Raw genomic sequence first — 26,967 nt, forward strand, 5'->3', positions numbered from 1 at the left:
CATGACCCAAAAAACACCCACTTTGCAAAGGATTGCAAAAATGACAAACCCAATCGTTCCATGGATGGGCGGCAAGCGTCGCTTGGCTGATCGCCTCATTCCTCTTTTCCCACCGCACGAATGCTACGTTGAAGTTTTTGCTGGTGGTGCTGCGCTTTACTTCATGCGCCCTCAGGCCGCCCCGGTTGAAGTTCTCAACGATATCAATGGCGATCTGGTGACGTTGTACCGGGTCGTGCAGAACCACATGGAGGAGTTCGTACGCCAGTTCAAATGGGCCCTGAGCTCGCGCCAAGTGTTTGAGTGGCAGAAGATGACCCGACCGGAAACCCTCACCGATATCCAGCGAGCTGCCCGTTTTTTCTACCTGCAGCACCATGCCTTCGCCGGGAAGGTCAGCGGCCAGACCTTCGGCACTGCTACTACGGGCCCGGCTATTAATCTGTTGCGGATTGAAGAGAACCTTTCCGCAGCCTGGCAGCGCCTCTCCGGAACCTATGTCGAAAACTTAGGGTGGCTCGAATGCGCCGAGCGCTACGACCGGCCCCACACCTTCCACTACATGGACCCACCTTACTGGCAGACCGCGGGCTACGGGGTGGACTTTCCGTTCGAAAACTATGAGCGAATGGCCGACTTCATGCGTCGTTGCAAAGGCAAGGTCATGGTGAGTATTAACGACCATCCTGATATCCGGCGGGTGTTTGAAGGGTTCCACTTTGAAACGCTGGACATTCGCTACAGCACCACCAATCAGCGACAAGGAAAAGCCGAGGTCAGCGGCGAGCTTGTGATCATGAACTGGAAACCTTCTGACCTCGGCGGGCTGTTTTAGGGTGCAGGTAGTATCAGGTTGGGCCCCTTGTTCCGGACGTTCCCAACGGCCGTATCGACCTTGAACCATTCAAAGGCATCTGCTGGCTCGCCCTGGTGCAGTACCATCTGCTCGGCGCGTTCCTTGGGCGTGGCCGGGTCCAACCATTCACGGGCAAGTTCAGGACTCAGCACAACGGGCCGCCGGTCATGGATGTCCACCATGCCGCCGGCGCTGTCGGCGGTGATGATCACGAAGCCGTCATGCTCACCTGGGCCTTCGTCAGCGTTGGACAACTGGCCGATAGCTGCGCAGTAGATCGGCGCGCGGTCGCGCCGGCGGATCAGGTAGGGCTGCTTCTTCGGCCCACCCTCATCGACCCATTCAAACCAGTTATTGATCGGTGTGATTGCTCGGTGCGGCCAGATTGCCCGGAAGAACGGGCCGTGGGCCACCTTCTCGACACGAGCGTTGATCGGCGCGGCGCGGTCCTTGGCCCAATGCGGTCGCCATCCCCAGCGCACCGGATCAGCCAGCAGCAATTCGCCTTGTACATGGAGCAGGGCGACCTGAGTGGTGGGGGCGACGTTGTATCGTTCCAGAGGCAGCTCGCCAACTGAGTTGACCATGGCATTCGGCATGCTTAGGGCCGCAACGAAGTCATGAATGCCGCTGTACTGTGAAAGGCGTCCGCACATGACTGTCTCCGCTCGTCGGGCTTGATGAACAGCCGCGCGCCGGCCGATCTCTACACTGTAGACACCGGCACCGGAGATTCGTCATGACAACCGATATACAGCAGGTCAACGAGATGGAAGCGTGGCATGCGCTGCTCAATGACGCCGAATTCACGGCAGGCGGACCCGAGTATCGCTATGAAACGCGCCTGGCACTGGCCGACAATATGCTGGAGCGAGGCGTGATTGACAGCGGAGAATGGCGCGAGCTGGTCGAGGAGGCTGTTGCTGGTTATGCGGACGACGTCGGCTGAGTGCCAGCTGTACTGACAAAGCCGTTACCTGCGCAGTTGCTGCAATCTTCGCGCTGTCCGAATCGGTCCAGGCAGGCACCGCACTTGGTGAACTGGGCAGAGAGGAGTAGGGGGCGGGCCTTTCGATAGCTCTCAAAATCGCGGCTTTCCAAGGCGACCTGTGCGCAATCTACCAGCGCACGATAGGTATCGGCATCGCAGATGATTGGGTAGACCTTCCCATAGATAAACTGCGCGGTCTGTACCAAATCGTACAGCTCACCAGATGGCGCGGTAAGCACCAGCCCATTTATCGCCCAAGCCTGGTTGTCGCTCCGAAACACCAAACGCAAGTCAGTCTTATCGCGAAATACCTTTCCATCAAACCCATCAGCACCTGGGCCGATGGCTGAGTAATAAGTGTTGCTTCTGATGTAACCGACGCACTCCGCCGTCCCTCGTTGAATGATGTCATAGTAGCCGCCATACGTGTACCCAGCGGGCGTCGTCACCAACTCTTCAACGGCATGCCAGTAAGCCGCGTCGGCCAGCTCATCCATCTCAAATTGTTCCATCTCATCAATTACCCCTGCCTCCAACATGTCACGAGTCTCCCACCGGCACATCGTCCGATGAGCCTCCGGGTTACCCATCCGGGACGCGTTGTCGTCGAGGATTCTCCGCCATTTGGCGAGCCATTCCTTTTTGAGTTCTGTAGGGGGCATGTGAGTGACTGCTTATTTTTGCTGTATGTGTATACAGTAATCGAGCTTTGTCACTGATGCGATTCGAGGCGACGAGCTGTAAGGCATCACTCTGGCGATATTAACGCCGCCAATGTGAGCTTGATGAATTCCTCATTGTGACTGAGGGTGTCCAGTGCGCCTCGCACGTTTTCAGCTACATCGACGGAGCCGCGCTGCTCGACCCAGGTCGATAGTTCCATGATGGAGGCTTCGAGGGCCAACTGGTTTTCGTAAAGCTTGGATAGTAGGGATGGGAGCAGGTCTGAGTTGGGCATCGGCGTTCCTCCGGTGGTGTGAACAGCTTAGCAGTGGGGCTTGGGGTTGGTTTAGGTTCGGCCGGCATGACGCCGGGGAGGGTATGCACCATTGGCATATCGGTGCAAGAAGCGCCAGACTTGATTGTCCTGTTCGCGAGAACGAAAAAGCAATTTTATGCCAGGTAAATGGGCCGCAACGAACTATAACTATCTGAATACATTGAGGTAAATTAGGCGTAAAATTAATGGATTGCGGACCGGAAAATGGAGTGCACGCCGCAGCCCGCTTGATTTCGGCCCGGGACTTAAAATCCCCCGCTCGTAAGGGCGTGCCGGTTCGATTCCGGCTTCGGGCACCATCTTACATTCCACTGAGAGCTTTCGAGTTCCGTGGAAGCCTTGAAAAACCTGCCTTCTGGCGGGTTTTTTAGTTTTTGCATTCTGTCGGTTGGATGCTCGCAGATGGCACCGCGCGAACTCATCCCGATGGTTGATCAGAAACCACTGCTGCTGTTTGCCGGGAATTTGCGTCTTGACCAAATTCCCAATGCCGCCAAGCTTCTCTCCCAGCAACTCAAATTTCAGTGGGGCTTTAGCGTTGCCCACAGCGGGATCTGAGAAGAGGACTACGATTTTCGGTGAAAGACCGAACCATCTTGTCCTCTCCGATTATTATATCGAGGCAGTCAACACGCTGGAGCTTCCGTCGGATTCCGGCAAAGCGATGTGGCTATCGCCAGGTGTCAAAATGACTTTTCTGCAGTCCTCTTCTTTCTTATCAAAGATTTTATATCCTTCGGCCGCCTGTTCCAGTGACATGCGATGGCTGATGATAACTTCAGGTGAGAGACGGCCTGTCTCAATGTGATCCAGGAGTTCAGGTAGGAACCGATGGACATGAGTCTGCCCCATTTTGAAGGTCAGGCCTTTGTCAAAGGCGTCTCCGAAAAGAAATCCATGAATGAAACCTGAATAGACTCCAGGAACGCTCACAACGCCCCCCCGTCTTACTGCCGCTATACACTGGCGTAGCGCTTTGCCGCTGCTACCTTCAAGCTTGAGCGTCGCGAGAACGGTTTCCGTTGTACTACCCTTCGCTTCAAATCCAACAGCATCCACGACCCCGTCAACTCCCCGCATCCCTTTGGTTTGCCGAATGATCGTATCTGCAGGATCGTCGTCTTCATCGAAGTTGATCGGAATTACACCGTATGTTTTCTGCGCGTATGCCAAACGGTAAGGATGGTGATCGACCATAAAAATTTGGTCGGCACCGAGCATTCTTGCACACGCCGCGCTCAACAATCCGACCGGGCCTGCACCATAGATGGCGATGCTTGAACCGTTACCAATCCCTGCGTTAGTTACAGCCTGATAAGCGGTTGGAAGGATGTCTGATAGGAAAAGAACCTTTTCATCCGACAGCGTCCCCGGTACTTTGAATGGGCCGGTGTTGGCTTTCGGAACGCGTACGTATTCGGCTTGCCCGCCTGGAACACCACCATACATATGACTGAAACCGAACAGCGCGGCTCCTGGTGGTATCGCCTTTTTATTTATGATCGCTCCGCGCCCCGTATTTGTTGTCTCGCAGGCCGCAAACAGATCCATTGCGCAGAAGAAACAGCTGCCGCAGGCGATTACAAAAGGAATTACCACACGGTCGCCGGGTTGCACTGCGGTCACCGCTGAGCCTGTGTCCTCAACGATCCCCATAAACTCATGGCCAAAGATATCGCCATGCTCGACAGTCGGAATCTTTCCTCGATAGAGATGGAGGTCAGAACCGCATATCGCCGTCGCGGTAACTCGAAGAATGATGTCATCACTTTCCTCGATAACCGGATCAGGAACCGTGTCGACTTTGACGCTGTGCGCGCCATGATAGGTGAGTGCTCTCATGACTTCATACCTGCTTCAGCTGGATGGTAAGTGGGAGAGGTGAATCAAAGAAAGTAAGTTCAGATTGATGAAGGCGTAGATGACTAGCGGTTGCGTATGAAGCACGCTCGTAATTTTTTTAAACCTAATGGAGCGCAAGAGGGTCGACTGCTGAAGTCTGGAACTTAGGTAGTCGGAGGATCGGCGTTGTCATGCCTGCCCACAATGGGGAGCGCCACATCGCTGAGTGTCTATCATCTGTTCTGATCGCGACTGAGCATCCCGCATGGCGTGCCAGCCAGTCACCCTAGTCGTTCTGTTACACGATTGCTCGAATCAAACCGAACGAATCGCTTAAGCGCACGGCGTTAGCGGATTGAGGTTTCTTTTCATAAATGCGGGTAAGGCGAGAGCAACCGGTGCCGATCGTCTCCTGGCTGCTCATTCGCGATAGCGCCTGGTCTAGATAGAGATCGTTGCTTAAAGGGTGAACCAGTGAGCAAAATCATCAGCGCACATGACTTACAAATCGACTTTCAAGGTGCGAACGAAGCCGGGTTGTTCAAATGGCTGCTTGCCAGTTTCCTGATGGGCAAAAGAATCCAGGGGCAGATTGCGGCTAACGCGTACCAGGTGATCGTCGAGAAACACCATCGGGATACGCCGCACAAACTGGCGAGCTGCACTCACCGCCAGTTGGTCACGATGCTTGGAGAGGCTCACTACGTGCGTTACGACGAGACTACGTCGTCGCGGTTACTCGCATTAGCGAACAAAGTGAATACTGAATACGGCGGCAAGGTCAGCAACATTGTTGCGGCGAGCGCTGATCGTCGCGCGTTCGAAAAACGCTTGTCTGAATTCGAAGGGATAGGGCCAAAAACTATTGAAATTTTTCTGAGGGAAGCGGCTGCGGTGCTCTTCGAATCTTCCGTCTAGCTCTCATTCACACTGCCTTCCGATTGCTTGCAGCGAGGTTAAGTGAATGATAACTCGCAAGCCATCTACCACTCGGGCTATCTTCGCCCAGCACCCTTCGAGTGGGGATATACGCTCCATGAACATTGCCGATGAAGGGCTGCATGTGATGCTCGCACAATGAACACTGTTCGATGTCGCGCACGATGACCATTTCTTCATTTTGCGATTCGAACAATGCGCCATTGATCAATTCCTCCAGACTCATTGTGTAGCCATTGCACAGGTACTGCATCGCTTTGGTTTCGCGCTGTGGGGGTATCCAGCAGTCCTTCACGCTCTGGGTTCTCACCTACGCCGAGGAGAATTTCACGATAATGTTCGACTGATGATGGGTTCATCTTGAATCCCAGCAGCGACGCTGCGCTTTATGGGTCGGCAATCCTTGGCGGTAGGAGAGTATCTAGTGCGCACTATCTGACGCAGATGACACAGGCTTCGCCGGATCAGCTATGACCCAGCTTATGCGTCTGCGACATGACAAGGCGAAGCTGTCTAGGTCTGCTTATTTTTCAAAGTGGACTGCTCGTCTGATGCGGGTTTTGACGCAGGCACTGCGCAACGGTTATCGACACAGCGGCTGCCGCTATCTGGGTGAGGTAACCACGCCAAATGGGGGCGTATACGGCAAAAAAGGCGATAGCCGAATTCAAGCAGCGGGCGGAGTACATTCCAAGTCAGTGGCGTTGCCCAAAAGCCCAAGCCGGCGGCTCGCCAGCTCCACAGGGTGGCATCCAGGCCGGTTATCCAGCGTCCATCAGCGAAGCGGGCGTGCAGGGAGGACTGCATCTGCTCGAACGTGAACCCGAGTGCATTTGCGTCGAATTCACTGTTGCTGATGTCCACGAAAAGCAGATGATCCTTTACGGCATGCCCGCGCAGGAGCTTGATTTCGCGCGCACACAGAGGGCATTCACCGTCAAAGTACAGCGTCAGTGGCCAATTCATTTTCCTGTACATGGTCGACACTTTTGTATAACTCTTGTGCAAGATATGCTGAAAGAAACAGGCTGACAATGGGCACTATTTTTCGCTCTGCTATGGACGGTCATGTTTGCTTTCGTGAGCAAATCGCCCCGTGCTTTCGATCTCGATATCCAGTTTGGTGGCGGCAAGCTATGCGAAGGCGTACACGCTTGCGTAACAGATTCACTAAGTTTGAAACAGGTCAGGGCTGCAGTCATGTAACCCACCTCGCCATCAATATTTCGCTCAGACAGAGCTTTTTTGGGCCTACAGTCTTGAGTGTCGCTCACTGCAAGGAATACAAATGAATGGGTTCCCTCCAACCCCTGCGCCAAAGCACGTCACCCTGCTGGGTTATGGCGGTCTGTTGCCGTTTATTGTTCTGGCACTGCTGATTCCGTTCTCTCTCGACTATCGGACGCTGTTTGCGATTGCACTTGTCAACTATGGCGCAGTCATCCTGAGCTTCGTCGGAGCCTTGCACTGGGGCTTCGCCATGACCATGCCAGATATGAGTGCCAAGCAGCGCAGCGACCGGTTCATCTGGAGTGTTATACCTGCTCTTATCGCTTGGATCGCCACGTTACTGCCAATGCCCTTGGGCTGCTTGCTGTTGGTCATAGGCTTATTCGTCCACCTTCGGCAGGACAGGAAGCTGTTGCGGGTTATAAGCTTGCCCGCTTGGTACATGCCGATGCGATTACGGCTTACCCTTGTGGCGAGCGTCTGCTTGCTGCTTGCGGCGCTCGTTGAGGCGCTTCCTTCATGAAGCCTCGTGCGCCCGGCCAGTATTTCCTCACCTTTAAAATAGCCTCGGTCAGCCACCACCGACAAAGTAACCGATGCCATGGCCTCGCGTGCCTGCTTAGTTATTGAGCTGAGCTGATCGCGGTCGGAACCGATATTGGTCACCTCATGAGCAACGATCAAATGGTGCTGCGTGCAGCGGCTAAAAGCCGCTCCAAGACCTCACTATTGGTCGACCCATCAGGGTTTCATTAGTCATACGGCATTCCCTGCCGTGCCATGTCCGGCGTTGGAGTAAATTGATTTGAACTGCTGATTCCGCCAGGTGCCGAAAACAGCTACCACCCGAGGACATAGCGATGACTGACGAAAAGAAGAAAGAGCCCGAGCAGGAAACCCCGGCGCACTCCACCGAGCAAGAGCGTGAACGCTTGAAGGACTTCAACAAGGACGGAATTCCGCCTGGATCAAGCTGATCGTCAAGCCGCGCGCTCTTCGCTGTCATGGTGGGGATACGAGGCTCGTGGCGCGGAGGCTGCAGCAGAACCTTTGCCTTGGCGCCCAGAGCATGCGGATGGTGAATTTGGACGGCCCCCTGCGCAGCACGCTGTCTACGCTGGCAGCCAAGCTCATTAGACATTGGTGGTATGCCTTGTAAACTTAGTATTCATAAGCGCCTAGATCGTCTGAATACCTGTAAGGAAACCGCCATGCTTGAAATCGAACCGCTCTGCTTTTCGTCCGACTGTCCTAGCCGGGCCTTGTTCGATCAGATTGCTGATAAGTGGTCGATGATGGTGCTGGCGGTGCTTGATGACGGTCCGCAACGCTTCAACGCGATTCGTCGCCGGTTGCAAGGCGTGACCCAGAAAGCGCTTACCCAATGCCTGCGCAAGCTGGAACGCAACGGCTTGGTCTCGCGAGAGGTCATTTCGCTCTCGCCGGTTGCGGTGCAGTATCAGATCACCCCGTTGGGTCGCACGCTGCAAGCGCCTTTTCGGGCACTGCACGAGTGGACTGTCGCCAAGCTGCCCGAGGTCGATGCGGCCCGGCGATCGTTCGACGCCGCCAGCAGCGCGGGGAGCCCGGACGGAAGGATGCTTGACTCGATGTCATGAGCGCGGCGTCCACTGTCGTGGATCGGCCATTCTATGTTCGAAGTGCTACCGCGACTCATATGCGCAAGACCATCTATCGATGGTTCAACCCCCAGCGCCACTGAATGTTCTCAGGCAGTAGGTTTCCTCAAACCTACTAGGGCGACACAAGGTGCCTAATAGACACCAGGTTTATTCCATATACCATTTTCATAGTCCTCCCTGTCGAGGCATGCGCGCCGAGCCTTCACTCTGCTTCGTTGCGCTTGCCGGCGAGCTGCAGTCCGCCAATTGTTCATACGACAGGAAGCACCTTTTCGGTGAATCCGCGCCTGACTAAACATCAAGCGCGCGCTGGACATCAATAAACGCTATAGATGGAGAGCATATGGAAAACCTGAAGCTGTTGACCCCCCTGAGCAATAGAGCGCTTAACTTCAAGAATCGAGTCTTTATGGCGCCAATGACCAGAGGTCGATCTAAGGATCAGGTCGCCAACGAATTGACCGCAACGTATTACGCGCAGCGTGCATCAGCAGGACTGATTTTCACGGAAGGCACCCAGATCAGCGCCCAGGCGGTCGGTTGGACGAATACCCCAGGAATCTATACTCCCGAGCAAATTGCAGGGTGGAAGAAGGTAACTCGGGCAGTTCATGAAGCGGGCGGTTTGATTTTTGCGCAACTTTGGCATACGGGGAGGGCATCTCACCCGGACTTCCATGGTGGAGAACTGCCGGTGGCGCCATCGGCCGTCCCGTTCAATAGCCAAGCCTTCACGCCGGAAGGCATCAAGCCTTCTGTGACCCCACGCGAAATGACCCTTGATGAAATCAAAGCCACCATCGCAGATTATGAAAAGGCTGCGCAGGCTGCAAAGGATGCGGGTTTTGATGGCGTTGAGGTACACGGTGCAAATGGTTACCTGCCGGCGCAGTTTCTCGAAGATGGATCAAACAAGCGAACCGACGAGTATGGCGGCACCGTTGAGAAGCGGGCAAGGTTCCTGCTGGAGGCCACTGATGCCGCGATAAAGATCTTCGGGCCGGAACGTGTCTCGGTCAGGCTGTCGCCGCGCATTCCGTACAACGACATGGGCGACTCCAATCTCGAGCAGACCTACATGTACGCGGTGCAAGCGCTGGAAAAGAAACACGTTGGTATTCTGCATTTCATGGAACCGTCGACCCTGCCGGAAGGTGTTAAACCTTTAGCGCCGGGGGCCCGCGAGCGATTCTCAGGGATTTTCGTGTTGAATGTTGGCTACGACCGCAAGTCTGCGGAGCAGGTGCTGGAAAGTGGGCTGGCTGATGCAGTCTCATTTGGCACGCTGTTCATCAGTAATCCTGACCTGCCTGAACGCTTGCGCCAAGACGCGCCATTGGCGACAGCGGATGCTTCTAAGTACTACAGCGGTGCAGAAGAAGGTTACACAGACTATCCGCTGATGGCGTGAGCAACCCCAATCGCAGCGAACTGGTTAAGTTCAGGTCTTGAACTTAACCAGTTCGCTCCATCACTCGCCGTGCCTTCTGGGCACGGCGCACACCCGCCAGGATCAATAGTCGATGATGATCTTCATCGCCTTCTCAGCGGCCCCATGCTTGAAGACATCGTAGGCTTTCTCGATCTGGTCGAAGTCGAATCGGTGCGTCGTTATCCTCAACCGCTAGCGTGCCGGAGCAACACGACTTCAGCAGCATACCGGTGGTATTGGCGTTCACCAGCCCGGTTGTGATCTTCGTGGTCCACGATCACCCGTTCGCTGCTCATGGCCAGTGTGATGGTGAAGAGCGGACGCTTGAACGACTTGATATTGGCGGCTTCCATGTTGCGGCGCAGGTCCGAGAAACGCTGTTTGACTCGATGCGCTTGAGTTCGGCCAACGGCCAGCTAACGAGCCAGGCCGTCAGCAAAATGGATCGTTACTCCACCGAGCAGATCCAGCGGTGATTTTTCCGATACGGGGCACGGATGAAGTGGACATCAGATACCAATTTCAGCCCGCGCTCACGGAGTGCTTCAGTCAGTTGCACGAGCGTCTCTGCTTGGATAGTCACTGCTGTTACCTCGCCAGATTTACTGCGTTCATAATTCTTGACCTGACGGACAACTGGCTAATTCAAATTTTCTTCAACGTTGATTGCATGATCGCATCGGAGTGTGAACCGCATGATGTTTGTCTGCCTTTGCTCTCGCGTGGGCTGGCTGTACGCAGTTCACACTCCAATGCGCTCTCATAGAGAGGGTCGGGCAGTTAACGACAGCTGCAGTGGCGCTAGTTGTCCAGGATGGTTCTGGGACCGTATGATCTGATCGGTGTCTTAGTTTGACGCTGAGACTCACACCCTTTGAAGGACAAGAGCATGGGAAGGTATTTCGGTAATTCAGGCTTATTCAAGGCTGCTTCGTATTCCAGCAACGAGCTTCTGGTCAGCTGCATCACCAGCTGGGAGCTGAAAAATATTGCTCTAAATACGAAGGAGTTTTTGATATGTCCAAAGAACTACTCGGAGTTTCTGCTCTAAGCTTGATGGTGATCGGTGAGTTCTGTGCAATCTACAGTGAGGTGGTAGTCGCCAAGCTTGCCCAAACAGGTAGCGCTTCATGGGAAACACTAGTGCTTCCCGTGGTGCTAATGTGTTTTGCAGGAATTTGTCTACTGGCAGCATACTGGCTTGGTTACGTTGCGGTCGGTGATATCTGGATCGTCACCGTGGTATCAGTCACGTCTCTGTTGCTTCTCGAGCCTGTTGTTGTCTGGTCTCTGTTCCATGAAGCGCCAGGGCGGGGGGCACTTATCGGCTTCATCCTGGGAGCCTTGGGCATGCTTTCCACTGCATTGCTTTAACTCACTCTCCTGGCCCAGCATTTAATTGCTGGGCCAATTCGCGGGATCTTTAGCTTAAGTCTGCGCACTCTGTTCGGCGAACGGTTTTATCGTTTGGTCCTGCCGCCAAGACCATCTCGGCTACGTAGGCGAAGGTGTGCTGTTCATTGAGCCGCGGAACCCCTTGGAATTGGACGGGCGTCCATGGAGTCAAGATGCTGTAAGCTGATGTTTTATAAGCCTTTATAGAGCATGGTAGAACTCTGTTACTAACTCTCGTGTCGCCGAAGAACATTTTGACAGGGCTCTAGGAAAATATTTTCAGCTCAAAAAATCTAAAATATGCCCACAGAGTCGGTTGACGCAGGGCCTCAATTTTAGCGGTGTCTTGGCCGACGCGCTGCTCCAATAAACGTAAACCTTCTCGCATCACTTCGCTTGCATTTTGATAGCTGCCAGACTGATCAAAGTCATGGATAACTTGTTCCTGGTGAGCGGTGAGCACAACGTTTCTCGTTGCCCCAATGAACTCCATTTTTCGGTAAGCCGTATCTTCGATCATTGGCATATCATGCCGTTTTTGCTTGCGACCAAGTGGTTAAAGGCTTGGGTCTGATGAAACGCGTCGTACGGGTACGGCCAGGGACGAGGAGTGAGGAGCCCGCAGCGCGCTCGCAGGCCAGCCCACGCGCCTCAATCGGCTGCGTTTGCCCGTTCATGATCATTCAGGGCTACGGCCACGGCTTTGGCCACGTCGATAAACGCCCGCGCCGCCGCCGAGGGGTACACCCCTTTGCGCTGCATCAACACCGCCGTGCGCTGCAAGCGCTGCGGGGCCAGCTCAATCGCCACCAACTCGGGATGGGCCCGTGCAATCGCAGCCGGCAAGAGTGTCGACAAGGCAGTCCTGCGCACCACCTCAATCAAGGCGCCGATCACATTGGCCTCCATGACTACACGCGGGCGGATACCGTGCTGGTTGCAATAGCGGTCGATCTGGTCGCGGGTGGCGAACTCTTTGCTCAGCACAATCAGTGATTCGCTGTTCAGCGCTTCCAGCCCGATGGACGACTGGCCTGCCAACGGGTGTTGGCTGCTCACCACGAGCGCCAGGGTTTCCACCAGCAAGGGGTAAGCGTCGATGTCGGGCGCGTGTACCTCGTCAAAGGCGATGCCTACATCCAGCTCGTCAGCCAGCAGTTGGTTCTCCATCTGTTCCTGGGCAACTTCACGCACGGTCAACGTGATGTTGGGATAGCGACTGTGAAAGGCGTCCACCAACGGCCCGACGAGGTACGTGGTGAAGGTGGGTGTGACGGCGATGCGCAAGGTGCCCCGGCTCAAATCGCCCACATCGTGGATGGCCCGTTTGCCTTGCTGTAGCTCCTGCACCGCCCGCAACGCATGACGCAAGTAGACCTCTCCGGCGTCGGTGAGGCGGGTTTTGCGCCCTGAACGATCAAATAACTGAGCGCCCAGACTTTCTTCCAGTTGTCGAACTTGCTGTGACAGCGCTGGTTGCGAGACATGCAGGGCCGCTGCCGCTTTAGTGAAACCTTGATGTTCCGCGACGGCGAGAAAGTACTGAAGGTGGCGAGCGAGCTTGTTTGTTTCCATAAGATTATCTGATGCAGTTGATCATATATAAGACTTTTACCTTATTTTAAGGGCGCCGTAATCTTGGTTCATCGCAATGCGAGCCAAGGAGTTATCCCATGCAAGACATCATCGATGGTTTTCTGAAGTTTCAGCGCAATGCCTTTCCCAAGCGGGCCGGTCTGTTCAAAGACCTGGCCAATCAGCAAAACCCTCGTGCGTTGTTCATCTCCTGCTCCGACAGCCGCCTGGTGCCGGAGCTGGTCACCCAGCGTGAGCCGGGCGATCTGTTTGTGATCCGTAATGCCGGCAATATCGTGCCGTCCTATGGCCCTGAGCCGGGCGGCGTGTCGGCCTCGGTGGAATACGCCGTCGCTGCCTTGCAAGTCAGCGACATCGTGATCTGCGGCCACTCCGATTGCGGCGCCATGACGGCCATCGCCACCTGCACCTGCCTGGACCATATGCCTGCGGTGGCCGGCTGGTTGCGCTACGCCGATTCCGGCCGAGTGGTCAACGAAGCCCGCCAGCACGTCGATCAGCCCGCCAAAGTCGCATCCATGGTGCGCGAAAACGTGATCGCACAGTTGGCCAATCTCCAGACGCACCCGTCTGTGCGCCTGGCCCTTGAAGAAAAACGCGTGACGCTGCATGGCTGGGTCTACGACATCGAAAGCGGCTGCATCCAGGCTTTCGACAGCCGTACCGGCACGTTCGTGGCCTTGGCCGACTACCCAGTGAGCGCCGGCATCCCTGCAATACCTCGCTCCAACTGAAGTACCCAGGTACCTGCATCGCAGGCAAGCCTACGCGCCTTTTTTACTCACGGAGAAATCCCCATGATCCAGTCGCAAATCAGCCAAACCACTCGCCTTGCCCTGACCGACGTCATCCTCTTGGCCAAAGCTCGTAAAGACCTATCGTTCGCCCAGATCGCCGAAGGCACCGGCCTGCACGAAGCCTTCGTCACCGCCGCCTTGCTTGGCCAGCACCCGCTGCCGGCTAACGCCGCCCAAGTCGTCGCCGACACCCTGGGCCTCGATGCGGATTCCGTGCTGCTGCTGCAAACCATCCCGGTACGCGGCAGCATCGGTAATGGCGTGCCGACCGATCCGACCATCTACCGTTTCTACGAGATGATTCAGGTGTATGGCACCACGCTTAAGGCGCTGGTCCACGAGAAGTTTGGCGACGGCATTATCAGCGCGATCAACTTCAAACTGGATGTCAAAAAAGTGGACGACCCAGACGGCGGTTCGCGTGCCGTCATCACGCTGGACGGTAAGTACCTGCCTACCAAACCGTTCTGATTGAATGAAAACTTGGCCCGAGGCCGCTAGGGGCTCGGGCCACGCATAGGGTATGTCTGCTGTTTCAGCGGCGCGCAGACAGCTGTTGCGGTGCCAAAAATGCATCGTGGAAATAGTTACGAAAAGCCTGCATTGCCGGGCTGAATTCGCGCTCGCGATGCCACGCCAATCCGACACTCATCGGCGTCACCTTATCGGTGACTGTCAGGGTTTCGATGCGTTTTCCTTCCAATGACCAGGGGCGGTGCACCAAGTCTGAGAGGATTGCCACGCCGCTGCCATTGGCGACCATGCTGCGCACCGCTTCGACTGAGCTGGTACGCACCCGCACGTTTGGCTGCTGATGCGCATGTTCCCAGTAGCGCATAGCGCTTTGTTCGGCTTCGTCGACGGTCAGCAGGATGTAGGGTTCTTTCGCAACGTCGGCGAGACTGACCGCCGAGCGCTCGCACAGCGGATGGTGGCTGGGCAGCCATAACCGCCGTTCGGAGTTGAAGAGAATCTCCGAAACGATGTCCGGGTGCGTGAGGTTGGCGGTGAGCACCACGGCCATATCAAAACGACCTTCCAACAAGCCTTGTTCAATCGCTTGCCGTTCCTGTTCATGGACTTCAATCGCCACGTCCGGATGCCAGTGTTCTAGGCGCTGCAGATGGTGCGGCAGGAAATAGCCGATCACCGTGTAGCTTGCCGCTAAGCGCAACACGCCACTGGCGCGGATATCCGGCAACGGGCTGTTCAACGCGTCATCGACGCTGCGCAAAATCACGTAGGCCCGGTTCAAAAAGTGCCGCCCGGCGTCGGTCAGGCTCATGCCCTGGGCCGAGCGCTGGAACAACAGCGTGCCGAGAATGCCTTCCAGTTCCTTGATCGCCGTGGTCACTGCGGATTGGGAAATATTCAGATGAATTGCGGCTTGAGAGATTTGCCCGATCTCGGCGGTAGCGACGAAATAGCGTACTTGGCGCAGGGTCAGGGACATTAGCACTCCGGACGATGAGGTATCTGTTTTTCAGAAGATGGCCTATCTGATAATAGATCTTCCCAAGGGGTAGGCAGGAATTTAACTTGGCCTGTATGAAGTCACAAGCGTCGGGAGCAAGCGTCATGCAGGCAGTAGATTTCAACTCGGACATGGGTGAAGGCTTTGGCCCCTGGACCATCGGCGATGGTGTCGACAATGAGCTGATGGGCTTTATCAGTTCGGCCAACATTGCCACCGGTTTTCATGCCGGTGATCCCGGCACCATGCGCCGCACCGTCGAGCAGGCCAAGCGCCTGGGCGTGGCCATCGGCGCGCATCCGGGGTTTCGCGACTTGGTGGGTTTTGGCCGTCGGCACATCAATGCACCGGCCCAAGAACTGGTCGACGACATGCTCTATCAGTTGGGCGCCTTGCGTGAACTCGCCCGGGCTCAAGGCGTGGCCCTGCAACACATTAAACCCCACGGCGCGCTCTACATGCATCTGGCCCGGGACGAAGAGGCTGCCCGTTTGCTGGTGCAGAACCTCCAACGTCTGGAACCGGAGTTGCTGCTGTATTGCATGCCCAAGTCGGTGATCTGGCGGGTTGCCACGGAACTGGGGCAACCGGTGGTCCGCGAGTTCTACGCCGACCGCGAATACGACCTCAGCGGCTCCATCGTTTTCACCCGCAACGTGCGAGCTTACGACCCGGCCATCGTCGCCAAGCGAGTGCTACGTGCTTGCCAACAAGGCGTGGTGCGCACCGTCGAGGGCGAGGACCTGGCGATTGAGTTCGACTCCATCTGTTTGCACAGCGACACGCCGGGTGCCCTGGCGTTGGTCGAAGCCACGCGTCGTGCACTTGATGGCGCGGGCATAAAGGTCCGAGCACCGCGCTGAGACCGAATGAAAACACCTGGCACACAGACGCCAGGGTTGACTCACCGATTTACTTTTTGCCTGCCTTTCTACAACTATTCCAAGAGGAACAGACATGGCCGAACGCACTGTAATCACCCCGTTGCCGGGGACCTTCTACCGCAAAGCTACCCCGGAATCGGCGAACTTCGTCGAGGTCGGCGCGCAGGTCAGCGCCGACACGGTGATTGGCCTGATCGAGGTCATGAAGCAGTTCTCCGAACTGACCGCCGGGACGGCCGGTCGCCTCAATGCCTTTTTGGTAGAAGACGGTGATCCGGTGGAACCGGGTCAAGTCGTCGCAACACTCGATGGCGAGTGAGGGCACGATCATGACTCACGCCATTCATAAATTGCTGATTGCCAACCGTGGCGAGATCGCCGTGCGGATCATCCGCGCGGCCAAGGAACTGGGCATTCCTACCGTTGCTGCGTGCAGCGAGGCGGACGTCGACTCCCAGGCTGCGCGCATGGCCGATGAGGTGCATATTCTCGGCCCGGCCCGCGCCGACAAAAGTTACCTGAATGTCGAGGCCTTGCTCGGCGCCTTGAACGCAACGGGCGCCAACGCGGTGCATCCCGGTTACGGCTTTCTGTCGGAGAACGCCGACTTCGCCGAAGCAGTGGTGGCTGCCGGCGCCATTTTTGTCGGCCCGAGCGCGGAGACGATCCGGCGCATGGGCGATAAAGCCGAGGCGCGGCGCACGGCGCAAGCCGCCGGCGTGCCGGTAGTGCCGGGTTCGCCGGATGAACTGTTCGACGTTGAATCGGCGCTCAAGGCTGCCGAATCCGTTGGCTTCCCGCTGTTGATCAAAGCCTCGGCCGGTGGCGGCGGGCGCGGTATTCGGCTGGCGGAAAACGCCGAGCAGCTGAGCGAAGAATTCCCTCGTTCCCAGCGCGAAGCCCAAGCGGCGTTTGGCAATGGTGCGGTGTACTTGGAGCGGTTTATCAGCCGGGCCCGGCATATTGAAGTGCAAGTGCTGGGCGACGGTCAGCACGCCGTGCATTTGTTTGAGCGCGAGTGTTCGCTGCAACGGCGGCGGCAGAAAATCTTCGAAGAAGCGCCATCGCCAGTCCTCAGCCAGCAGCAACGGGAAACGCTGTGCGCCAGCGCGGTACGCCTGACTGAATCCCTGGGTTACAAGGGCGCCGGCACCCTGGAATACCTGTATGACGATACTACTGGTGAGTTTTTCTTTATCGAGATGAACACCCGGATTCAGGTAGAGCACCCGGTCAGCGAACTGATCACGGGCATCGACCTGGTCCAGGCCATGTTGCGCATCGCTGGCGGCGAGCCGCTGGGCTTCAAGCAAAGCGACATTCGACTCAACGGCGCGGCCCTGCAAATGCGCCTGAATGCTGAAGACCCGGCACGGAACTTCTTCCCGAGTCCAGGCCTGGTCGAGCAACTGATCTGGCCGCAAGGGGAGGGCGTTCGTGTCGATACGCATCTGTTTCAATGCTACCGGGTGCCGCCGTACTATGACTCGCTGCTGGCCAAACTGATTATTCACGGTGCGGATCGCGCCGAAGCTCTGGCCCGAGCGCGAATGGCGGTGGCGAACACCACGCTCACCGGTATGGCCAACACCTTGGCGTTGCACGGTGAATTGCTGGAACAACCGTGGCTGCACAGCGCCGACTTTCACACCGGCACCCTGGAAACCTGGCTGGTCGAGCGCCGCAGCGGAGGTGAAGCATGAGTACGCCCATCCGCTACAGCTTTGGCGCCGATGAGCATTTATTTGCCGAAGTCAGCGACAGCATGTCCCTGGACGCGTTTTTCAAAGGACTGGCCGTCACCCGCGCCGTGGAACGGCTGGCGCTGGATGGCGTGCTCGATATCTGCCTGGCCAACGCGTCGTTCCAGATTCGTTTCGACCCGGATCGCATCGCCCCGCACACCTTGCTTGAAGCGGTAAAAACCGCCGAGGCCGGAGCCGTCGCCGAGCGCACCTTACAGACGCGGATTATCGAAATTCCGGTGCTCTACAACGATCCCTGGACTCACGAAACCCTGATGCGTTTTCGCGACCGCCACCAAGACCCGAGCGCCACGGACCTGGAATACGCCGCACGCATCAATGGTTTGGCCGACGTCGATGCGTTCATCGCGGCCCACAGTGGCGCGCCGTGGTTTGTCTCGATGGTCGGCTTCGTTGCGGGGTTGCCGTTCATGTTCCAGATGGTTGAGCGCGAGCGTCAGTTGCAGGTGCCCAAGTACCTGCGCCCACGCACCGACACGCCGAAATTGACCTTGGGCCATGGCGGTTGCTTTGGTTGCATTTACTCGGTGCGCGGCGCCGGCGGTTATCAGATGTTTGGCGTGACCCCCGCGCCGATCTACGACCCGCAACAGAACCTCGCGTACCTGAAAGAACACATGGTGTTTTTCCGTCCAGGCGACATCGTGCAGTTCAAACCGATGGACCGTGAGGCTTACGACCACGCGGTGGCCGAAGTGGACGCCGGTTGCTTTGATCTGCGGATTCGGCCGGTGGAGTTTTCGCTGGACGCGTTCCTCGCCGATCCCGTTGGCTATCCCAAGTCGCTGCAGGAGGTGTTGGCATGATTAAGGTTCTTAAACCCGGCCTCGCCACTTCGGTACAAGACCTGGGCCGCGAAGGCTATTACCACTTGGGCATTCCGCCGTCCGGCGCACTCGATCAATACGCCTTGAGCGCGGCCAACCAATTGGTCGGCAACCCGGCCGGTTTGGCGGGGTTGGAATGCACGTTGCTCGGGCCTGAGTTGGAGTTTCAGCAGGATGCATTGGTGGCGGTCAGCGGCGCGCACATGACGCCTTGGGTCGATGGCGTGGAAATGCACCACGACACCGCGTTCACCGTGAAGGCCGGGCAAGTGTTGCGCTTTGATTTTCCCAAGGCTGGTGCCCGCGCTTATGTGGCGGTGGCCGGCGGCATTGATGTGCCGGTGGTGCTCAACAGTCGTTCCACCTATGCGCTCGGCGCGCTCGGCGGTTTTCAGGGGCGACGCCTGATTGCAGGCGACGAGTTGCCGGTGGGCATCGCCAGTGGCAAGAGCCGCGCCGGAGCCAGTTTGCCCATGACGTTACGGCAATCATTGGGTGGCGAAATCACCCTGCGAGTGGTGCCCGGTTTGTACTACCACCGCTTGACCGAATCGGCCGCGAAAAGCTTTTTCGCCGAGCCGTGGACGGTCGGTTCGGAAGCCGATCGCATCGGCTATCGCTTCAAGGGCGGCAGCGCGCTGAGCTTTCAGCCCCGAGAGCAGCCGTTCGGCGCCGGTTCCGATCCGTCGAATATCGTCGACAGTTGCTACCCGATCGGCTCGATCCAGGTGCCCGCCGGGCTCGAACCCATCGTGCTGCACCGAGATGCGGTGTCCGGTGGCGGCTACGCGATGATTGGCACGGTGATCAGCGCCGACCTCGATTTGATCGGCCAGATGCAACCCAACCAGAAGGCCCGCTTTGTTGCGGTAACCCTCGAAGAGGCGCTGGAAGCGCGACGTACCTATAAGAAAAAACTTAGCTGCCTGAGCAAGCTGTTCCCTTCCTGATTCTGCCCGCCGTTTAGCGCGGGCCATGCCAAACGGTACGCCAACGCCGCACTTCGGTGCGGTGACGGCTGCCCGCGCTTCAACCATTGACTGGTTTTGGAGTTCACGCATATGGCTGCTTTATCGCAATCGAGTCAAACCGGGCAAGACCCGGCGCATTATCCTGTTTCCACCGAAGCGCGCATGGGGCGACTGTCTCTGACCATGGCGTGGTGGGCGGTGTGCAGTGCGATGTTTTACATCGTAGTGGGTGCTTCATTGGCATTGTCGTTCGGTGCGCGCAATGCGCTGATCGGCATGGTCCTGTCGGTGATCAGTTATGGACTGGTCAACAGCGTTCTCAGCCGCTTTGCGATTCGCAGCGGTTTGTCGGTGGCGTTGTTCTCACGACTGTTGTTCGGCAGCACCGGGGCATGCCTGGCGACGCTGATTTTCTTCTCGACCGCGATCTATTACGCGGTGTTCGAGGGTTCGGTGATCGCCGTCGCGTTCAATCACCTGTACCCGGAACTGGTCTATCCGCTGGCGGCATTGGCGGTGGTGCTCTACAGCGTGCCGATGATCCTGGGCAGCGTGCAGCACTGGCTGGACAAGCTCAACGGTGTGTTGTTGCCGGTGTATCTCGGTGGTTTGCTGGTGGCCGTGGGACTATCGATCAGCCGTTATGGCTACCAGCCGCAATGGCTGGATTTCGGCCCGGCAACGCCTAGCGCATTCGGCTGGTGGGATTGTTTTGTCGCCTACATGGGCGTCTGGGTATTGATGCTGTTCACCTTCGACTATGCGCGTTTCGGCAAGCTTGAAGACGCCGAGTACCACGGTCGCTGGAACTTCGGCATGCCGTTCTACGCAGTGACGTTTCTGCTCAACGGCGCGGCGGGCATTTACCTGGTCAGCAGCATTCCCCACGAAGGGGCCCTGAACGAAGTCTCGGTGGTGATGGCGATTTTGCAGTTGATGGGCTTGTGGGGATTGCTGTTTGTCTGGGCCACGCAAACCCGGATCAACACCGCCAACTATTACTTGGCGACCCTGAACATGCAGGCGTTTTTTGCACGGTTTGGCCTGCGTGGTTCGTACCTGGTATGGGCATTGGTGGTCGGGGTGATCGTATATGGCCTGATGCTCGCCGATGTGTTCGCGTATCTACTCAAAGCCTTGGCTTACCAGGGGATTTTCGTGGTGGCCTGGGTGGGTGTGGCGTTGGCGCAGATTGTCTACGGACGCAGCGACATGGCACAGCTCGAACGGGTGGTCGCATTTAACCCTGTGGGCTTGACGGCCTGGTTTGGCGCCACCGCATTGGGCCTTGCGTTGATGTTCTCCCGCGGCGGCCTGAGCAGCTTTTCCGCGCCATCTACCGTGATAGTTGCATTTGCCTTGCAAGCAGGCTTATCCCATCGAAGCTGGTTGCGGTTACGGATGGCGGAGTAGAGTTTTGCGGTCACTGATCCCGTACCAGCCTGCTCTAAAGGAGCCGGCTATGGGAAGCTCATTACACATTCGCTGATGGGCTTTCAGTGACCGCTTCTGGCCGATGCCGTTGAAAAAGCCTGCTCGCCCAAACGCGCGAATAGTGAAGGTGAAAACATCTTGTTTGCACGCTACTACGTGAAAGACACCTGAACCTTCTGCGCAAAATCCAGATTTCAATCTCAGGCGCGTACTTTTTTGCTGTGCAAGTCGAAGCCGACTTTCCAACATAATCGGCCAGAAGCGGATGTGGGCAAGCGGCAACTACCTGCCAAAAAAGCGGACGCTATCACTTTGCCAGGGAGGGATCACCAAACCAAGGGACATCAATCTAAGTCGCCCTGCTTTACTGAGCATAGGAGGGCGTCATCCCTGCTAACAGGCGCTGGCTGCCGGATTACGTGCCGTGACGATCCACGCCGCGCCGTCGATCATCACCGACCGCTCGCCGGGGAGGCCGGCGAAAGCGGCGCGAACCGCCGCTGAAGCTTGGGTGCGGATGTCATCGCTTTGCTGCGCGAGCACAAGCGACAGCGGGCCGCCCTCGAATGCCATCCTTACCGCGTCGTCGATAGCCGCATCCCGAGTCTCGCCTTCACCGAACGGGATGGAAACACCGAACGGCGCAAAAGTGACATCGGTAAAGCCAGCGGCCGTCAGGATACGTGTCACCCGTCCCCGGTCAGCGAACGAGAATGGTCCGGGTGCTTCAGGATTAGGCGGTGCGGTCAGCGGGACGATGCCCTGGATCGCGCCCATCGGAAGGCGCACCCAATCGTTCTCGGCCACGCCGCGCCAGCAGATGAAAGCGACCCGACCGCCCGGCCGGAGCGCGCGTCGCATATGGGTGAACGCCCCTGTCGGATCGTCGAAGAACATCACCCCGAAACGCGAGAAAAGCATGTCAAACGCGCCCTCGGGCAGCTCGGCGTGACTGGCGTCGGCCACCTGGAACAGCACCGGCGTATCCTGCGGCGCAAGCTCGCGCGCTCGTCCAATCAGCGGTTCGGATATGTCCACTCCCAGCACATGTCCGCCCGCGCCGACGCGGGCAGCCAAAGCCAGACTGGACGCGCCTGCGCCGCAACCGACGTCAAGCACGCGCTCACCCGTGGCGGGCGCTGCGGCTTCTATCGCGGCCTGGCCAAATACCGCAAACATGGCGTCAAGCCGGGCCTGGTTGGCGACCCAGTACTCTCCGCTTTGGCCATTCCAGTCGGCGCCCTGATAGGTTTTTTGCTCTGTCATGACATCTTCTCGTTTTGATTAGTGTTTAACCAGCTAGCCTTTGATCGAGGCAAGGAGGGGAGGGCGTTACTTGGCCCACGCCGTGATCCGTTCCGCGATCGCCCCAGGGGCCTCAATGTGCAGGAAATGACCCACACCGGGGATGACCTCCATCGCGTGCGGGGCGGCGAACCGATGTCGGTCGTCGACCTGCGCGGGGAGGAGGATGCAGCGGTCGATCAGCGCGAGCACATCGCTGGTGAGGGCTGCGAAGTTGAACGGCCCCGCGGTCTTGGACGCGCGCGCCTCCAAACTCATCTCTAATCGGTGCTCCCAAGCCAGCATCGACTGCTGGTCGAAGATGCCGGCCATCGCGGCTTGTTATATTTCCGGAGTCAGGCGGTGCAGAAGCCGGGGACGGCGACCTTCTGGAACAGGTGCGGGGTGGCAACGACGGATGACGGATAGGCCGATACCTTCGCGACGAATTCGGGACGGGCGAAGGCATCGCGGAGCGTCTCGGTGGACTCCCACACCACATAGTTCAGGAAGGTCGGGCTATCACCGATCGCTCGGTGCAGTTGGGTGGAGATGAAGCCCGGCTGCTTCTTCAGGGTTTCGCCTGCAGCCTTGAAGGCGTCCAGGAAGCCCGCTTCGTCGGTGGAACCGACCGTAAATATATTGATAAGTACGATTGGCGCAGCCGAGATGCCGAGTTGGCGCTCAAACGGGAATTTATCGTCTAGCGGCTTGAATTTTTTTAGGACTTCCATGGTGGCGCTCGCGTCTATTGAAATTGAAGTTAGTGTGCTCGGTGCTGCTTGATCTCAAACCAGCATCGACTGCTGGGCGAAGATGCCCGCCATCACGCCTTGCCATGAAGCCGTGCTGACAGATGCCATGAGAGGGTTGGCAAGGTCGCCGGCAGCGTAGACGCCGGGCACAGTGGTTTCGCGGCGCTCGTCGACCTTGAGCGCGGTACCCAGGGGCGTATCGACCGTGGCGAGGCCCAGTGATTCATGCAGACGTGCGGAGGGCTTGTTGCGCGGATGCGCGAATAGGATGTCGACCGCAACAGAGGGGCCGGCGTCGAGCCTGACGGTGGTGTTGTGGCTCTCGTTATGCTCGATTTCGGTGATTCGGCTATCAACGACAGGGTTGCCGCGGCGCGCCAGATCGGCGCGGATGTCGGGTGGAATGTCGTGACCATTGGCAAAGACCGTCAATGTGTCGGTCCAGTCATGGTATAGCTTGACGTAGTTGTGCGACGGCGGACCGGACCAGACGAGGCCCCAATGCCGGCCCGCAACTTCAAAGCCGTCGCAATAGGGGCAGGGTACGATGGAGGTTCCCCAGCCTTCGGCAAAGCCGGGAAGTTCAGGCATCTGGTCGACGACGCCATAACTCAGGATCAGCCGGCGCGCCCTGTGGCTTTCGCCATCGCCAGTGAGGATGGAGAAATCGTCAATGGTTCCAGAGATATTCTCGGCCCGGGCAGTGACAAGACTGACCGTAGGGTAGCGCGCAAGCTGTTGCCGCGCTTCGGCCAGAATCTCTTGCGGTGGCTTGTGATCGTGGCCAAGCAAACCATGCGAGTGCTTGGCGAAGCGATTACGCGGAAGACCCGTATCGAGAACGGTGACTTTTCGGCGCGCACGACCAAGCTGTAGAGCGGCGGCAAGACCCGCGAAACTGCCGCCGATAATGATGACGTCATTCATGGTGATAGGCTCCGCGTTGTGGCTGAAGGGACTTGAATTTTACTTTTACAGTACTTACGAGTACCATAATTCCATAGTTAAGATACTGTCAAGTACTGGAATTCTCATGACCGAAATTTGCCAGACCCGGCGCGGCCGGCCAGCCAACGAGGCGCTCAGCCAAACGATTGTCGACGCCGCCGCCGAACTTTTTATGGAGTTGGGGTTTCAAGCGACAACGATGGACAAGGTCGCCCAGCGGGCAAAAATATCCAAGCTAAGCATCTACCGGCACTTCGAGAACAAGGAGGCGCTGTTCAGCGCGGCCATCGCGGCCCACTGCCATCAGTTTGCACCGCAGGCCATTGTTGAAGGCGTCGACGGCTCGGCTGCAGATCAGCTCATGGCGGTGGGGACATTCCTGCTGCGCACACTGTTGAGTCCGGAAGTGCGCAATGTTGAGGCCATGATCATGGTCGACAAGGCGAAGCAAAAGTCGTTGAGCAAGCTCCATTACGAAGCCGGTCCCGCCTATGTCATTGCCCAAATCGAGGCCCTGTTGCGGCACTTACACGCGGAGGCGATGCTAAATGTGCCCGACCCTTTGGAGTCTGCCCGTTTGTTTGCCGCGCTTATCAAAGGGTCCGATCTTCTGATGATCGCCCGCTTCGATGAGGCGAAGGCAAAGGACGACAATGAAGTCGAATCCTATTGCCGGTCGGCCGTCGCCATGTTCATCGCAGCGCACGGTGTTTAGCGGTTGATTTGAACGCCTGATGTCGGTCGTTAACTGGACACTACTGGTCTCTGTTCCATGAAGCGCCAGGGCGGGGGGCACTTATCGGCTTCATCCTGGGAGCCTTGGGTATGCTTTCCACTGCATTGCTTTAACTCACCCTCCTGGCCCAGCATTTAATTGCTGGGCCAATTCGCGGGATCTTAAGCTTAAGTCTGCGCACTCTGTTCGGCGAACGGCTTTATCGTCTGGCCCTGCCGCCAAGACCATCTCGGCTACGTAGGCGAAGGTGCGCTGTTCATTGAGCCGCGGAACCCCTTGAAATTGGACGGACGTCCATGGATTGCAGATGCTTTAAGCTGATGTTTTATAAGCCTTTATAGAACATAGTAGAACTCTGTTACAAACTCTCGGGGTCGCCTAGCAACAGCGGGACTCCCCAACCGCAAGGGTGGGTGTCCCTTGGGATGACGGAAGGTTAAGGTAGGAAGCGGCCAATGCGCCGTTGGCGCACCGCAGTCTTGAAGGCTTTGACCGCCTGGGACGTTGTCGGCGACGCCAGCGAACATGGGGGCAGCGTGATCGGGCGAGGGGCAGTTGGCGTCAGTTAAACCGCATCAGGAACGTGCCGGTTTTGTGGCTGTCAGTACTCATCCAGCAGGAACACCGCAGTAAGGCCCCGGTCTGCTTCGGTGAAGATGCAGAGGTCCAGTCCATCACAGATGGTGTAGGACGACAGCAGGTAGCCGCCGAGTTCCAGAGCCGCGTCGTTGTAGCGTCGATGCTCTGCGCGCACATCGCCCCAGTCGCCGCAGATGTGCCGGCGCACATAGGGTAGAGGATCGAGCAGATCCTGTCGGATCAGGGCGTCCACACGGCTGGAAAAGGTCAGGCCGCCGAAGGGGAATCGTGGCTGGAGGGTGACGAAGGCGGGCATGGGGCTACGCAGATCCTCCATCGTGAAAGGACTTCGTACTCTAGCAGGGCAAAATATTTCGGCGACGAAGTCGCGGTCACAATCACGCTCGCAATGGAGATGCTTTTGGGGGCGGCAGACATGCCTCGGCTGGGTAGGAAAACTCCATCGGCCAGGCGGTGTCGGCGGGTTCCCGGCAACGTGTCCAAACCTCGCAGGTACTTCATCGTTCGCTGACAGGTGACTGCGTCACTTTTCATTGGCGAGGGCGTTCGGGCCGGCTGGTTTCCTTGACCGCAAACATCAGACAGCGCACCGCTTCACGGTCTTGTTCTGACAATAAGCGGTAGTAGCGGATCAGTTGCTCTTCCTCTCGATTGAGTTGGCGGGGCCGTAGGGATGTACCGACGTCGGTACCCAGTGAGGAGATAAACGAAGTATTTAGCATGATTCTAGCCTTTCATGAGGTGAATGGAGGCATGGGCTGCTTGCCCAGAACATCTAAATAAATAACGTTTATCGGAGAGATGGGCTCGTCATTTTTCGTGACTGTTAGGTTTTTCGGAATGGGCCGTCGGAAGTGCTTGGTAGAGGTGTAGGAGTGGTCTTTCAAGGTCGACTGAATCGAGGCACGATTGAGTGGGGAGCCCGCCCACAGGCATCAATCGTCGGGTTGCCGGTGGGAGGGCGTAAGCCTGTCAAAAACGGGACACTTCCTTGAAGGCGCAGGTCAAATAGCACATGGCCACGCGGTCGGTTTCTGACAGCGTGCGGAAGTGTTCAATCAAACGTGCCTCTTCATCCGTGAGGGCGCGCAGCCGCCGTTTCGGCCAGAACACAAATATAAGCTGTGAAACACCCTTGGTTGATGGCATGACCCTTGTCCTCTCTTGCGGGAAAAGCAACTGACTTGCGGTGTGGTGCGATCCTGCCTGAGCATTCTGAGGAAGCAATCAAGGCATTTATGGTGAGTGTAGAAAGTTGTTTTGGACCGTGTGAAATATTTTTTTACAGGTGGAATTTGCTGTCAAAAAGCACGTTTGCGCATGCGAATACGTATTTGCTGGGTCAGACGCTCGATGATCAGGTTGTCGCTGGCGTCGTACTGGTAGTCTTTCTGCAACAACGGCAACACTTCGCGGGCAACCTGCTGGTAGTGCAGCGCCTTTTGGCTGAGACGGCCATTGCGGTCGTAGCGGGTGCGGGTGTGCAGGGCGCCCTGGGTGCGCAGCACTTCCTCGTGCAGTGCGTCGCGCTCGAAATCGCTGATCACACGGCCATTGAGGTTGAGCT

The 26,967-nt window shown here is 57.2% G+C and carries 32 protein-coding genes and 4 pseudogenes; 17 read left to right on the forward strand and 19 right to left on the reverse strand.

Annotation, left to right across the window (positions count from 1 at the left end; translation table 11 throughout):
• Positions 1-40 precede the first annotated feature (40 nt).
• Positions 41-835 carry a DNA adenine methylase gene (locus tag QRN41_RS15105; RefSeq protein ID WP_123479054.1) on the forward strand — a complete coding sequence of 265 codons (795 nt, stop codon included), beginning with the start codon at positions 41-43 and terminating at the stop codon, positions 833-835.
• On the opposite strand, the gene QRN41_RS15110 is transcribed toward QRN41_RS15105, so the two are convergent.
• Positions 832-1,512: an SOS response-associated peptidase family protein gene (locus QRN41_RS15110; protein WP_285421763.1), complete on the reverse strand. Its 681-nt coding sequence runs from the start codon at positions 1,510-1,512 to the stop codon at positions 832-834. The two genes, QRN41_RS15105 and QRN41_RS15110, sit on opposite strands and share 4 nt — an antisense overlap.
• Positions 1,513-1,595: 83 nt before the next feature.
• On the opposite strand from QRN41_RS15110, the gene QRN41_RS15115 reads away from it, so the two are divergent.
• Positions 1,596-1,805, forward strand: coding sequence for a hypothetical protein (locus tag QRN41_RS15115; protein ID WP_123479056.1), 210 nt, complete (start codon positions 1,596-1,598; stop codon positions 1,803-1,805).
• Here QRN41_RS15115 and QRN41_RS15120 read toward each other — a convergent pair.
• Positions 1,784-2,509 carry a hypothetical protein gene (locus QRN41_RS15120; RefSeq protein ID WP_285421764.1) on the reverse strand — a complete coding sequence of 242 codons (726 nt, stop codon included), beginning with the start codon at positions 2,507-2,509 and terminating at the stop codon, positions 1,784-1,786. The genes QRN41_RS15115 and QRN41_RS15120 overlap by 22 nt on opposite strands.
• Before the next feature lie 86 nt (positions 2,510-2,595).
• On the reverse strand, positions 2,596-2,805 hold the full coding sequence (locus QRN41_RS15125) for a hypothetical protein (RefSeq protein WP_285421765.1): 210 nt from the start codon (positions 2,803-2,805) through the stop codon (positions 2,596-2,598).
• A 372-nt stretch (positions 2,806-3,177) separates the two neighbouring features.
• On the opposite strand from QRN41_RS15125, the gene QRN41_RS15130 reads away from it, so the two are divergent.
• Positions 3,178-3,405 (forward strand): hypothetical protein, encoded by a 228-nt coding sequence (locus QRN41_RS15130; protein ID WP_148046559.1) that lies wholly within the window; start codon positions 3,178-3,180, stop codon positions 3,403-3,405.
• A gap of 54 nt (positions 3,406-3,459) precedes the next feature.
• On the opposite strand, the gene QRN41_RS15135 is transcribed toward QRN41_RS15130, so the two are convergent.
• A complete protein-coding gene (locus QRN41_RS15135; RefSeq protein ID WP_167418279.1) occupies positions 3,460-4,689 on the reverse strand; it encodes a zinc-dependent alcohol dehydrogenase in 1,230 nt (409 codons plus the stop codon).
• Positions 4,690-5,163: 474 nt separating this feature from the next.
• On the opposite strand from QRN41_RS15135, the gene QRN41_RS15140 reads away from it, so the two are divergent.
• A complete protein-coding gene (locus QRN41_RS15140; protein ID WP_167418278.1) occupies positions 5,164-5,607 on the forward strand; it encodes an HhH-GDP family DNA glycosylase in 444 nt (147 codons plus the stop codon).
• Positions 5,608-5,692: 85 nt separating this feature from the next.
• On the opposite strand, the pseudogene QRN41_RS15145 reads toward QRN41_RS15140, so the two are convergent.
• A pseudogene (locus QRN41_RS15145) lies at positions 5,693-5,987 on the reverse strand (GTP cyclohydrolase I); the annotation flags it as partial.
• Positions 5,988-6,141: 154 nt separating this feature from the next.
• On the reverse strand, positions 6,142-6,606 hold the full coding sequence (locus QRN41_RS15150; RefSeq protein ID WP_094065609.1) for a thiol-disulfide oxidoreductase DCC family protein: 465 nt from the start codon (positions 6,604-6,606) through the stop codon (positions 6,142-6,144).
• A gap of 310 nt (positions 6,607-6,916) precedes the next feature.
• Here QRN41_RS15150 and QRN41_RS15155 point away from each other — a divergent pair, with 310 nt between their 5' ends.
• Positions 6,917-7,381: a DUF3429 domain-containing protein gene (locus QRN41_RS15155; protein ID WP_167418277.1), complete on the forward strand. Its 465-nt coding sequence runs from the start codon at positions 6,917-6,919 to the stop codon at positions 7,379-7,381.
• Between the two features lie 14 nt (positions 7,382-7,395).
• On the opposite strand, the pseudogene QRN41_RS15160 reads toward QRN41_RS15155, so the two are convergent.
• Positions 7,396-7,554, reverse strand: a pseudogene (locus QRN41_RS15160) (IS5/IS1182 family transposase); the annotation flags it as partial.
• A 515-nt stretch (positions 7,555-8,069) separates the two neighbouring features.
• On the opposite strand from QRN41_RS15160, the gene QRN41_RS15165 reads away from it, so the two are divergent.
• Entirely contained in the window at positions 8,070-8,477 is a 408-nt protein-coding gene (locus tag QRN41_RS15165) for a winged helix-turn-helix transcriptional regulator (protein ID WP_123479751.1), read from the forward strand.
• Between the two features lie 367 nt (positions 8,478-8,844).
• Positions 8,845-9,912, forward strand: coding sequence for an alkene reductase (locus QRN41_RS15170; RefSeq protein WP_167418276.1), 1,068 nt, complete (start codon positions 8,845-8,847; stop codon positions 9,910-9,912).
• Positions 9,913-10,196: 284 nt separating this feature from the next.
• Here the strand turns inward: QRN41_RS15170 and QRN41_RS26350 are convergent.
• Positions 10,197-10,342, reverse strand: a pseudogene (locus tag QRN41_RS26350) (siphovirus Gp157 family protein); the annotation flags it as partial.
• Between the two features lie 647 nt (positions 10,343-10,989).
• On the opposite strand from QRN41_RS26350, the gene QRN41_RS15180 reads away from it, so the two are divergent.
• Positions 10,990-11,307, forward strand: coding sequence for a hypothetical protein (locus QRN41_RS15180; RefSeq protein WP_285421783.1), 318 nt, complete (start codon positions 10,990-10,992; stop codon positions 11,305-11,307).
• Positions 11,308-11,638: 331 nt separating this feature from the next.
• On the opposite strand, the pseudogene QRN41_RS15185 reads toward QRN41_RS15180, so the two are convergent.
• Together QRN41_RS15185 and cynR are read right to left on the reverse strand one after the other, a co-directional pair.
• Positions 11,639-11,821 (reverse strand): annotated as a pseudogene (locus QRN41_RS15185) (ribbon-helix-helix domain-containing protein); the annotation flags it as partial.
• 158 nt (positions 11,822-11,979) lie between these two features.
• Positions 11,980-12,903, reverse strand: coding sequence for a transcriptional regulator CynR (gene cynR / locus QRN41_RS15190; protein WP_285421766.1), 924 nt, complete (start codon positions 12,901-12,903; stop codon positions 11,980-11,982).
• 98 nt (positions 12,904-13,001) lie between these two features.
• On the opposite strand from cynR, the gene QRN41_RS15195 reads away from it, so the two are divergent.
• Together QRN41_RS15195 and cynS are read left to right on the forward strand one after the other, a co-directional pair.
• Positions 13,002-13,658 (forward strand): carbonic anhydrase, encoded by a 657-nt coding sequence (locus QRN41_RS15195; RefSeq protein WP_167418275.1) that lies wholly within the window; start codon positions 13,002-13,004, stop codon positions 13,656-13,658.
• Between the two features lie 63 nt (positions 13,659-13,721).
• Positions 13,722-14,192 carry a cyanase gene (cynS, locus tag QRN41_RS15200; RefSeq protein WP_123479755.1) on the forward strand — a complete coding sequence of 157 codons (471 nt, stop codon included), beginning with the start codon at positions 13,722-13,724 and terminating at the stop codon, positions 14,190-14,192.
• Between the two features lie 64 nt (positions 14,193-14,256).
• Here cynS and QRN41_RS15205 read toward each other — a convergent pair whose 3' ends face one another.
• Positions 14,257-15,174, reverse strand: coding sequence for a LysR family transcriptional regulator (locus QRN41_RS15205; protein ID WP_047882404.1), 918 nt, complete (start codon positions 15,172-15,174; stop codon positions 14,257-14,259).
• A gap of 125 nt (positions 15,175-15,299) precedes the next feature.
• On the opposite strand from QRN41_RS15205, the gene QRN41_RS15210 reads away from it, so the two are divergent.
• From QRN41_RS15210 to QRN41_RS15235, 6 genes are all read left to right on the forward strand, one after another.
• On the forward strand, positions 15,300-16,058 hold the full coding sequence (locus tag QRN41_RS15210; RefSeq protein WP_285421767.1) for a 5-oxoprolinase subunit PxpA: 759 nt from the start codon (positions 15,300-15,302) through the stop codon (positions 16,056-16,058).
• A gap of 94 nt (positions 16,059-16,152) precedes the next feature.
• On the forward strand, positions 16,153-16,398 hold the full coding sequence (locus QRN41_RS15215) for an acetyl-CoA carboxylase (RefSeq protein WP_285421768.1): 246 nt from the start codon (positions 16,153-16,155) through the stop codon (positions 16,396-16,398).
• Between the two features lie 10 nt (positions 16,399-16,408).
• On the forward strand, positions 16,409-17,782 hold the full coding sequence (locus QRN41_RS15220) for an acetyl-CoA carboxylase biotin carboxylase subunit (RefSeq protein ID WP_285421769.1): 1,374 nt from the start codon (positions 16,409-16,411) through the stop codon (positions 17,780-17,782).
• Complete coding sequence (locus tag QRN41_RS15225; RefSeq protein ID WP_167418273.1) at positions 17,779-18,651, forward strand: 5-oxoprolinase subunit B family protein; 873 nt, start codon at positions 17,779-17,781, stop codon at positions 18,649-18,651. The genes QRN41_RS15220 and QRN41_RS15225 overlap by 4 nt, the downstream gene beginning before the upstream one ends.
• Positions 18,648-19,622: a 5-oxoprolinase subunit C family protein gene (locus tag QRN41_RS15230; protein WP_285421770.1), complete on the forward strand. Its 975-nt coding sequence runs from the start codon at positions 18,648-18,650 to the stop codon at positions 19,620-19,622. Before QRN41_RS15225 ends, QRN41_RS15230 begins: the two co-directional genes overlap by 4 nt.
• 111 nt (positions 19,623-19,733) lie before the next feature.
• Positions 19,734-21,056: a purine-cytosine permease family protein gene (locus QRN41_RS15235; protein ID WP_285421771.1), complete on the forward strand. Its 1,323-nt coding sequence runs from the start codon at positions 19,734-19,736 to the stop codon at positions 21,054-21,056.
• Positions 21,057-21,470: 414 nt separating this feature from the next.
• Here the strand turns inward: QRN41_RS15235 and QRN41_RS15240 are convergent, their stop codons facing one another.
• The 4 genes from QRN41_RS15240 to QRN41_RS15255 form a co-directional block, all read right to left on the reverse strand.
• Entirely contained in the window at positions 21,471-22,343 is an 873-nt protein-coding gene (locus QRN41_RS15240; protein WP_285421772.1) for a class I SAM-dependent methyltransferase, read from the reverse strand.
• Between the two features lie 66 nt (positions 22,344-22,409).
• Entirely contained in the window at positions 22,410-22,694 is a 285-nt protein-coding gene (locus QRN41_RS15245; protein WP_285421773.1) for an alpha/beta fold hydrolase, read from the reverse strand.
• A gap of 23 nt (positions 22,695-22,717) precedes the next feature.
• Complete coding sequence (locus tag QRN41_RS15250; protein WP_094065623.1) at positions 22,718-23,095, reverse strand: antibiotic biosynthesis monooxygenase family protein; 378 nt, start codon at positions 23,093-23,095, stop codon at positions 22,718-22,720.
• A 54-nt stretch (positions 23,096-23,149) separates the two neighbouring features.
• Positions 23,150-24,043, reverse strand: coding sequence for an NAD(P)/FAD-dependent oxidoreductase (locus tag QRN41_RS15255; protein ID WP_285421774.1), 894 nt, complete (start codon positions 24,041-24,043; stop codon positions 23,150-23,152).
• A gap of 106 nt (positions 24,044-24,149) precedes the next feature.
• Between QRN41_RS15255 and QRN41_RS15260 the strand changes: the two genes are divergently transcribed.
• Positions 24,150-24,779, forward strand: coding sequence for a TetR/AcrR family transcriptional regulator (locus QRN41_RS15260; RefSeq protein ID WP_285421775.1), 630 nt, complete (start codon positions 24,150-24,152; stop codon positions 24,777-24,779).
• A gap of 622 nt (positions 24,780-25,401) precedes the next feature.
• Here QRN41_RS15260 and QRN41_RS15265 read toward each other — a convergent pair.
• From QRN41_RS15265 to QRN41_RS15280, 4 genes are all read right to left on the reverse strand, one after another.
• Positions 25,402-25,716 carry a hypothetical protein gene (locus QRN41_RS15265; protein ID WP_285421776.1) on the reverse strand — a complete coding sequence of 105 codons (315 nt, stop codon included), beginning with the start codon at positions 25,714-25,716 and terminating at the stop codon, positions 25,402-25,404.
• Between the two features lie 214 nt (positions 25,717-25,930).
• Positions 25,931-26,122, reverse strand: a complete 192-nt coding sequence (locus tag QRN41_RS15270) for a hypothetical protein (RefSeq protein WP_285421777.1) — start codon at positions 26,120-26,122, stop codon at positions 25,931-25,933.
• Between the two features lie 250 nt (positions 26,123-26,372).
• Positions 26,373-26,549, reverse strand: a complete 177-nt coding sequence (locus tag QRN41_RS15275; RefSeq protein WP_213634308.1) for a hypothetical protein — start codon at positions 26,547-26,549, stop codon at positions 26,373-26,375.
• 152 nt (positions 26,550-26,701) lie between these two features.
• Positions 26,702-26,967: hypothetical protein (locus tag QRN41_RS15280; protein ID WP_285421778.1), on the reverse strand; the 266-nt coding region annotated here is incomplete at its 5' end.

The organism is Pseudomonas sp. efr-133-TYG-23, assembly GCF_030209215.1.
Classification (GTDB): domain Bacteria; phylum Pseudomonadota; class Gammaproteobacteria; order Pseudomonadales; family Pseudomonadaceae; genus Aquipseudomonas; species Aquipseudomonas rhodesiae.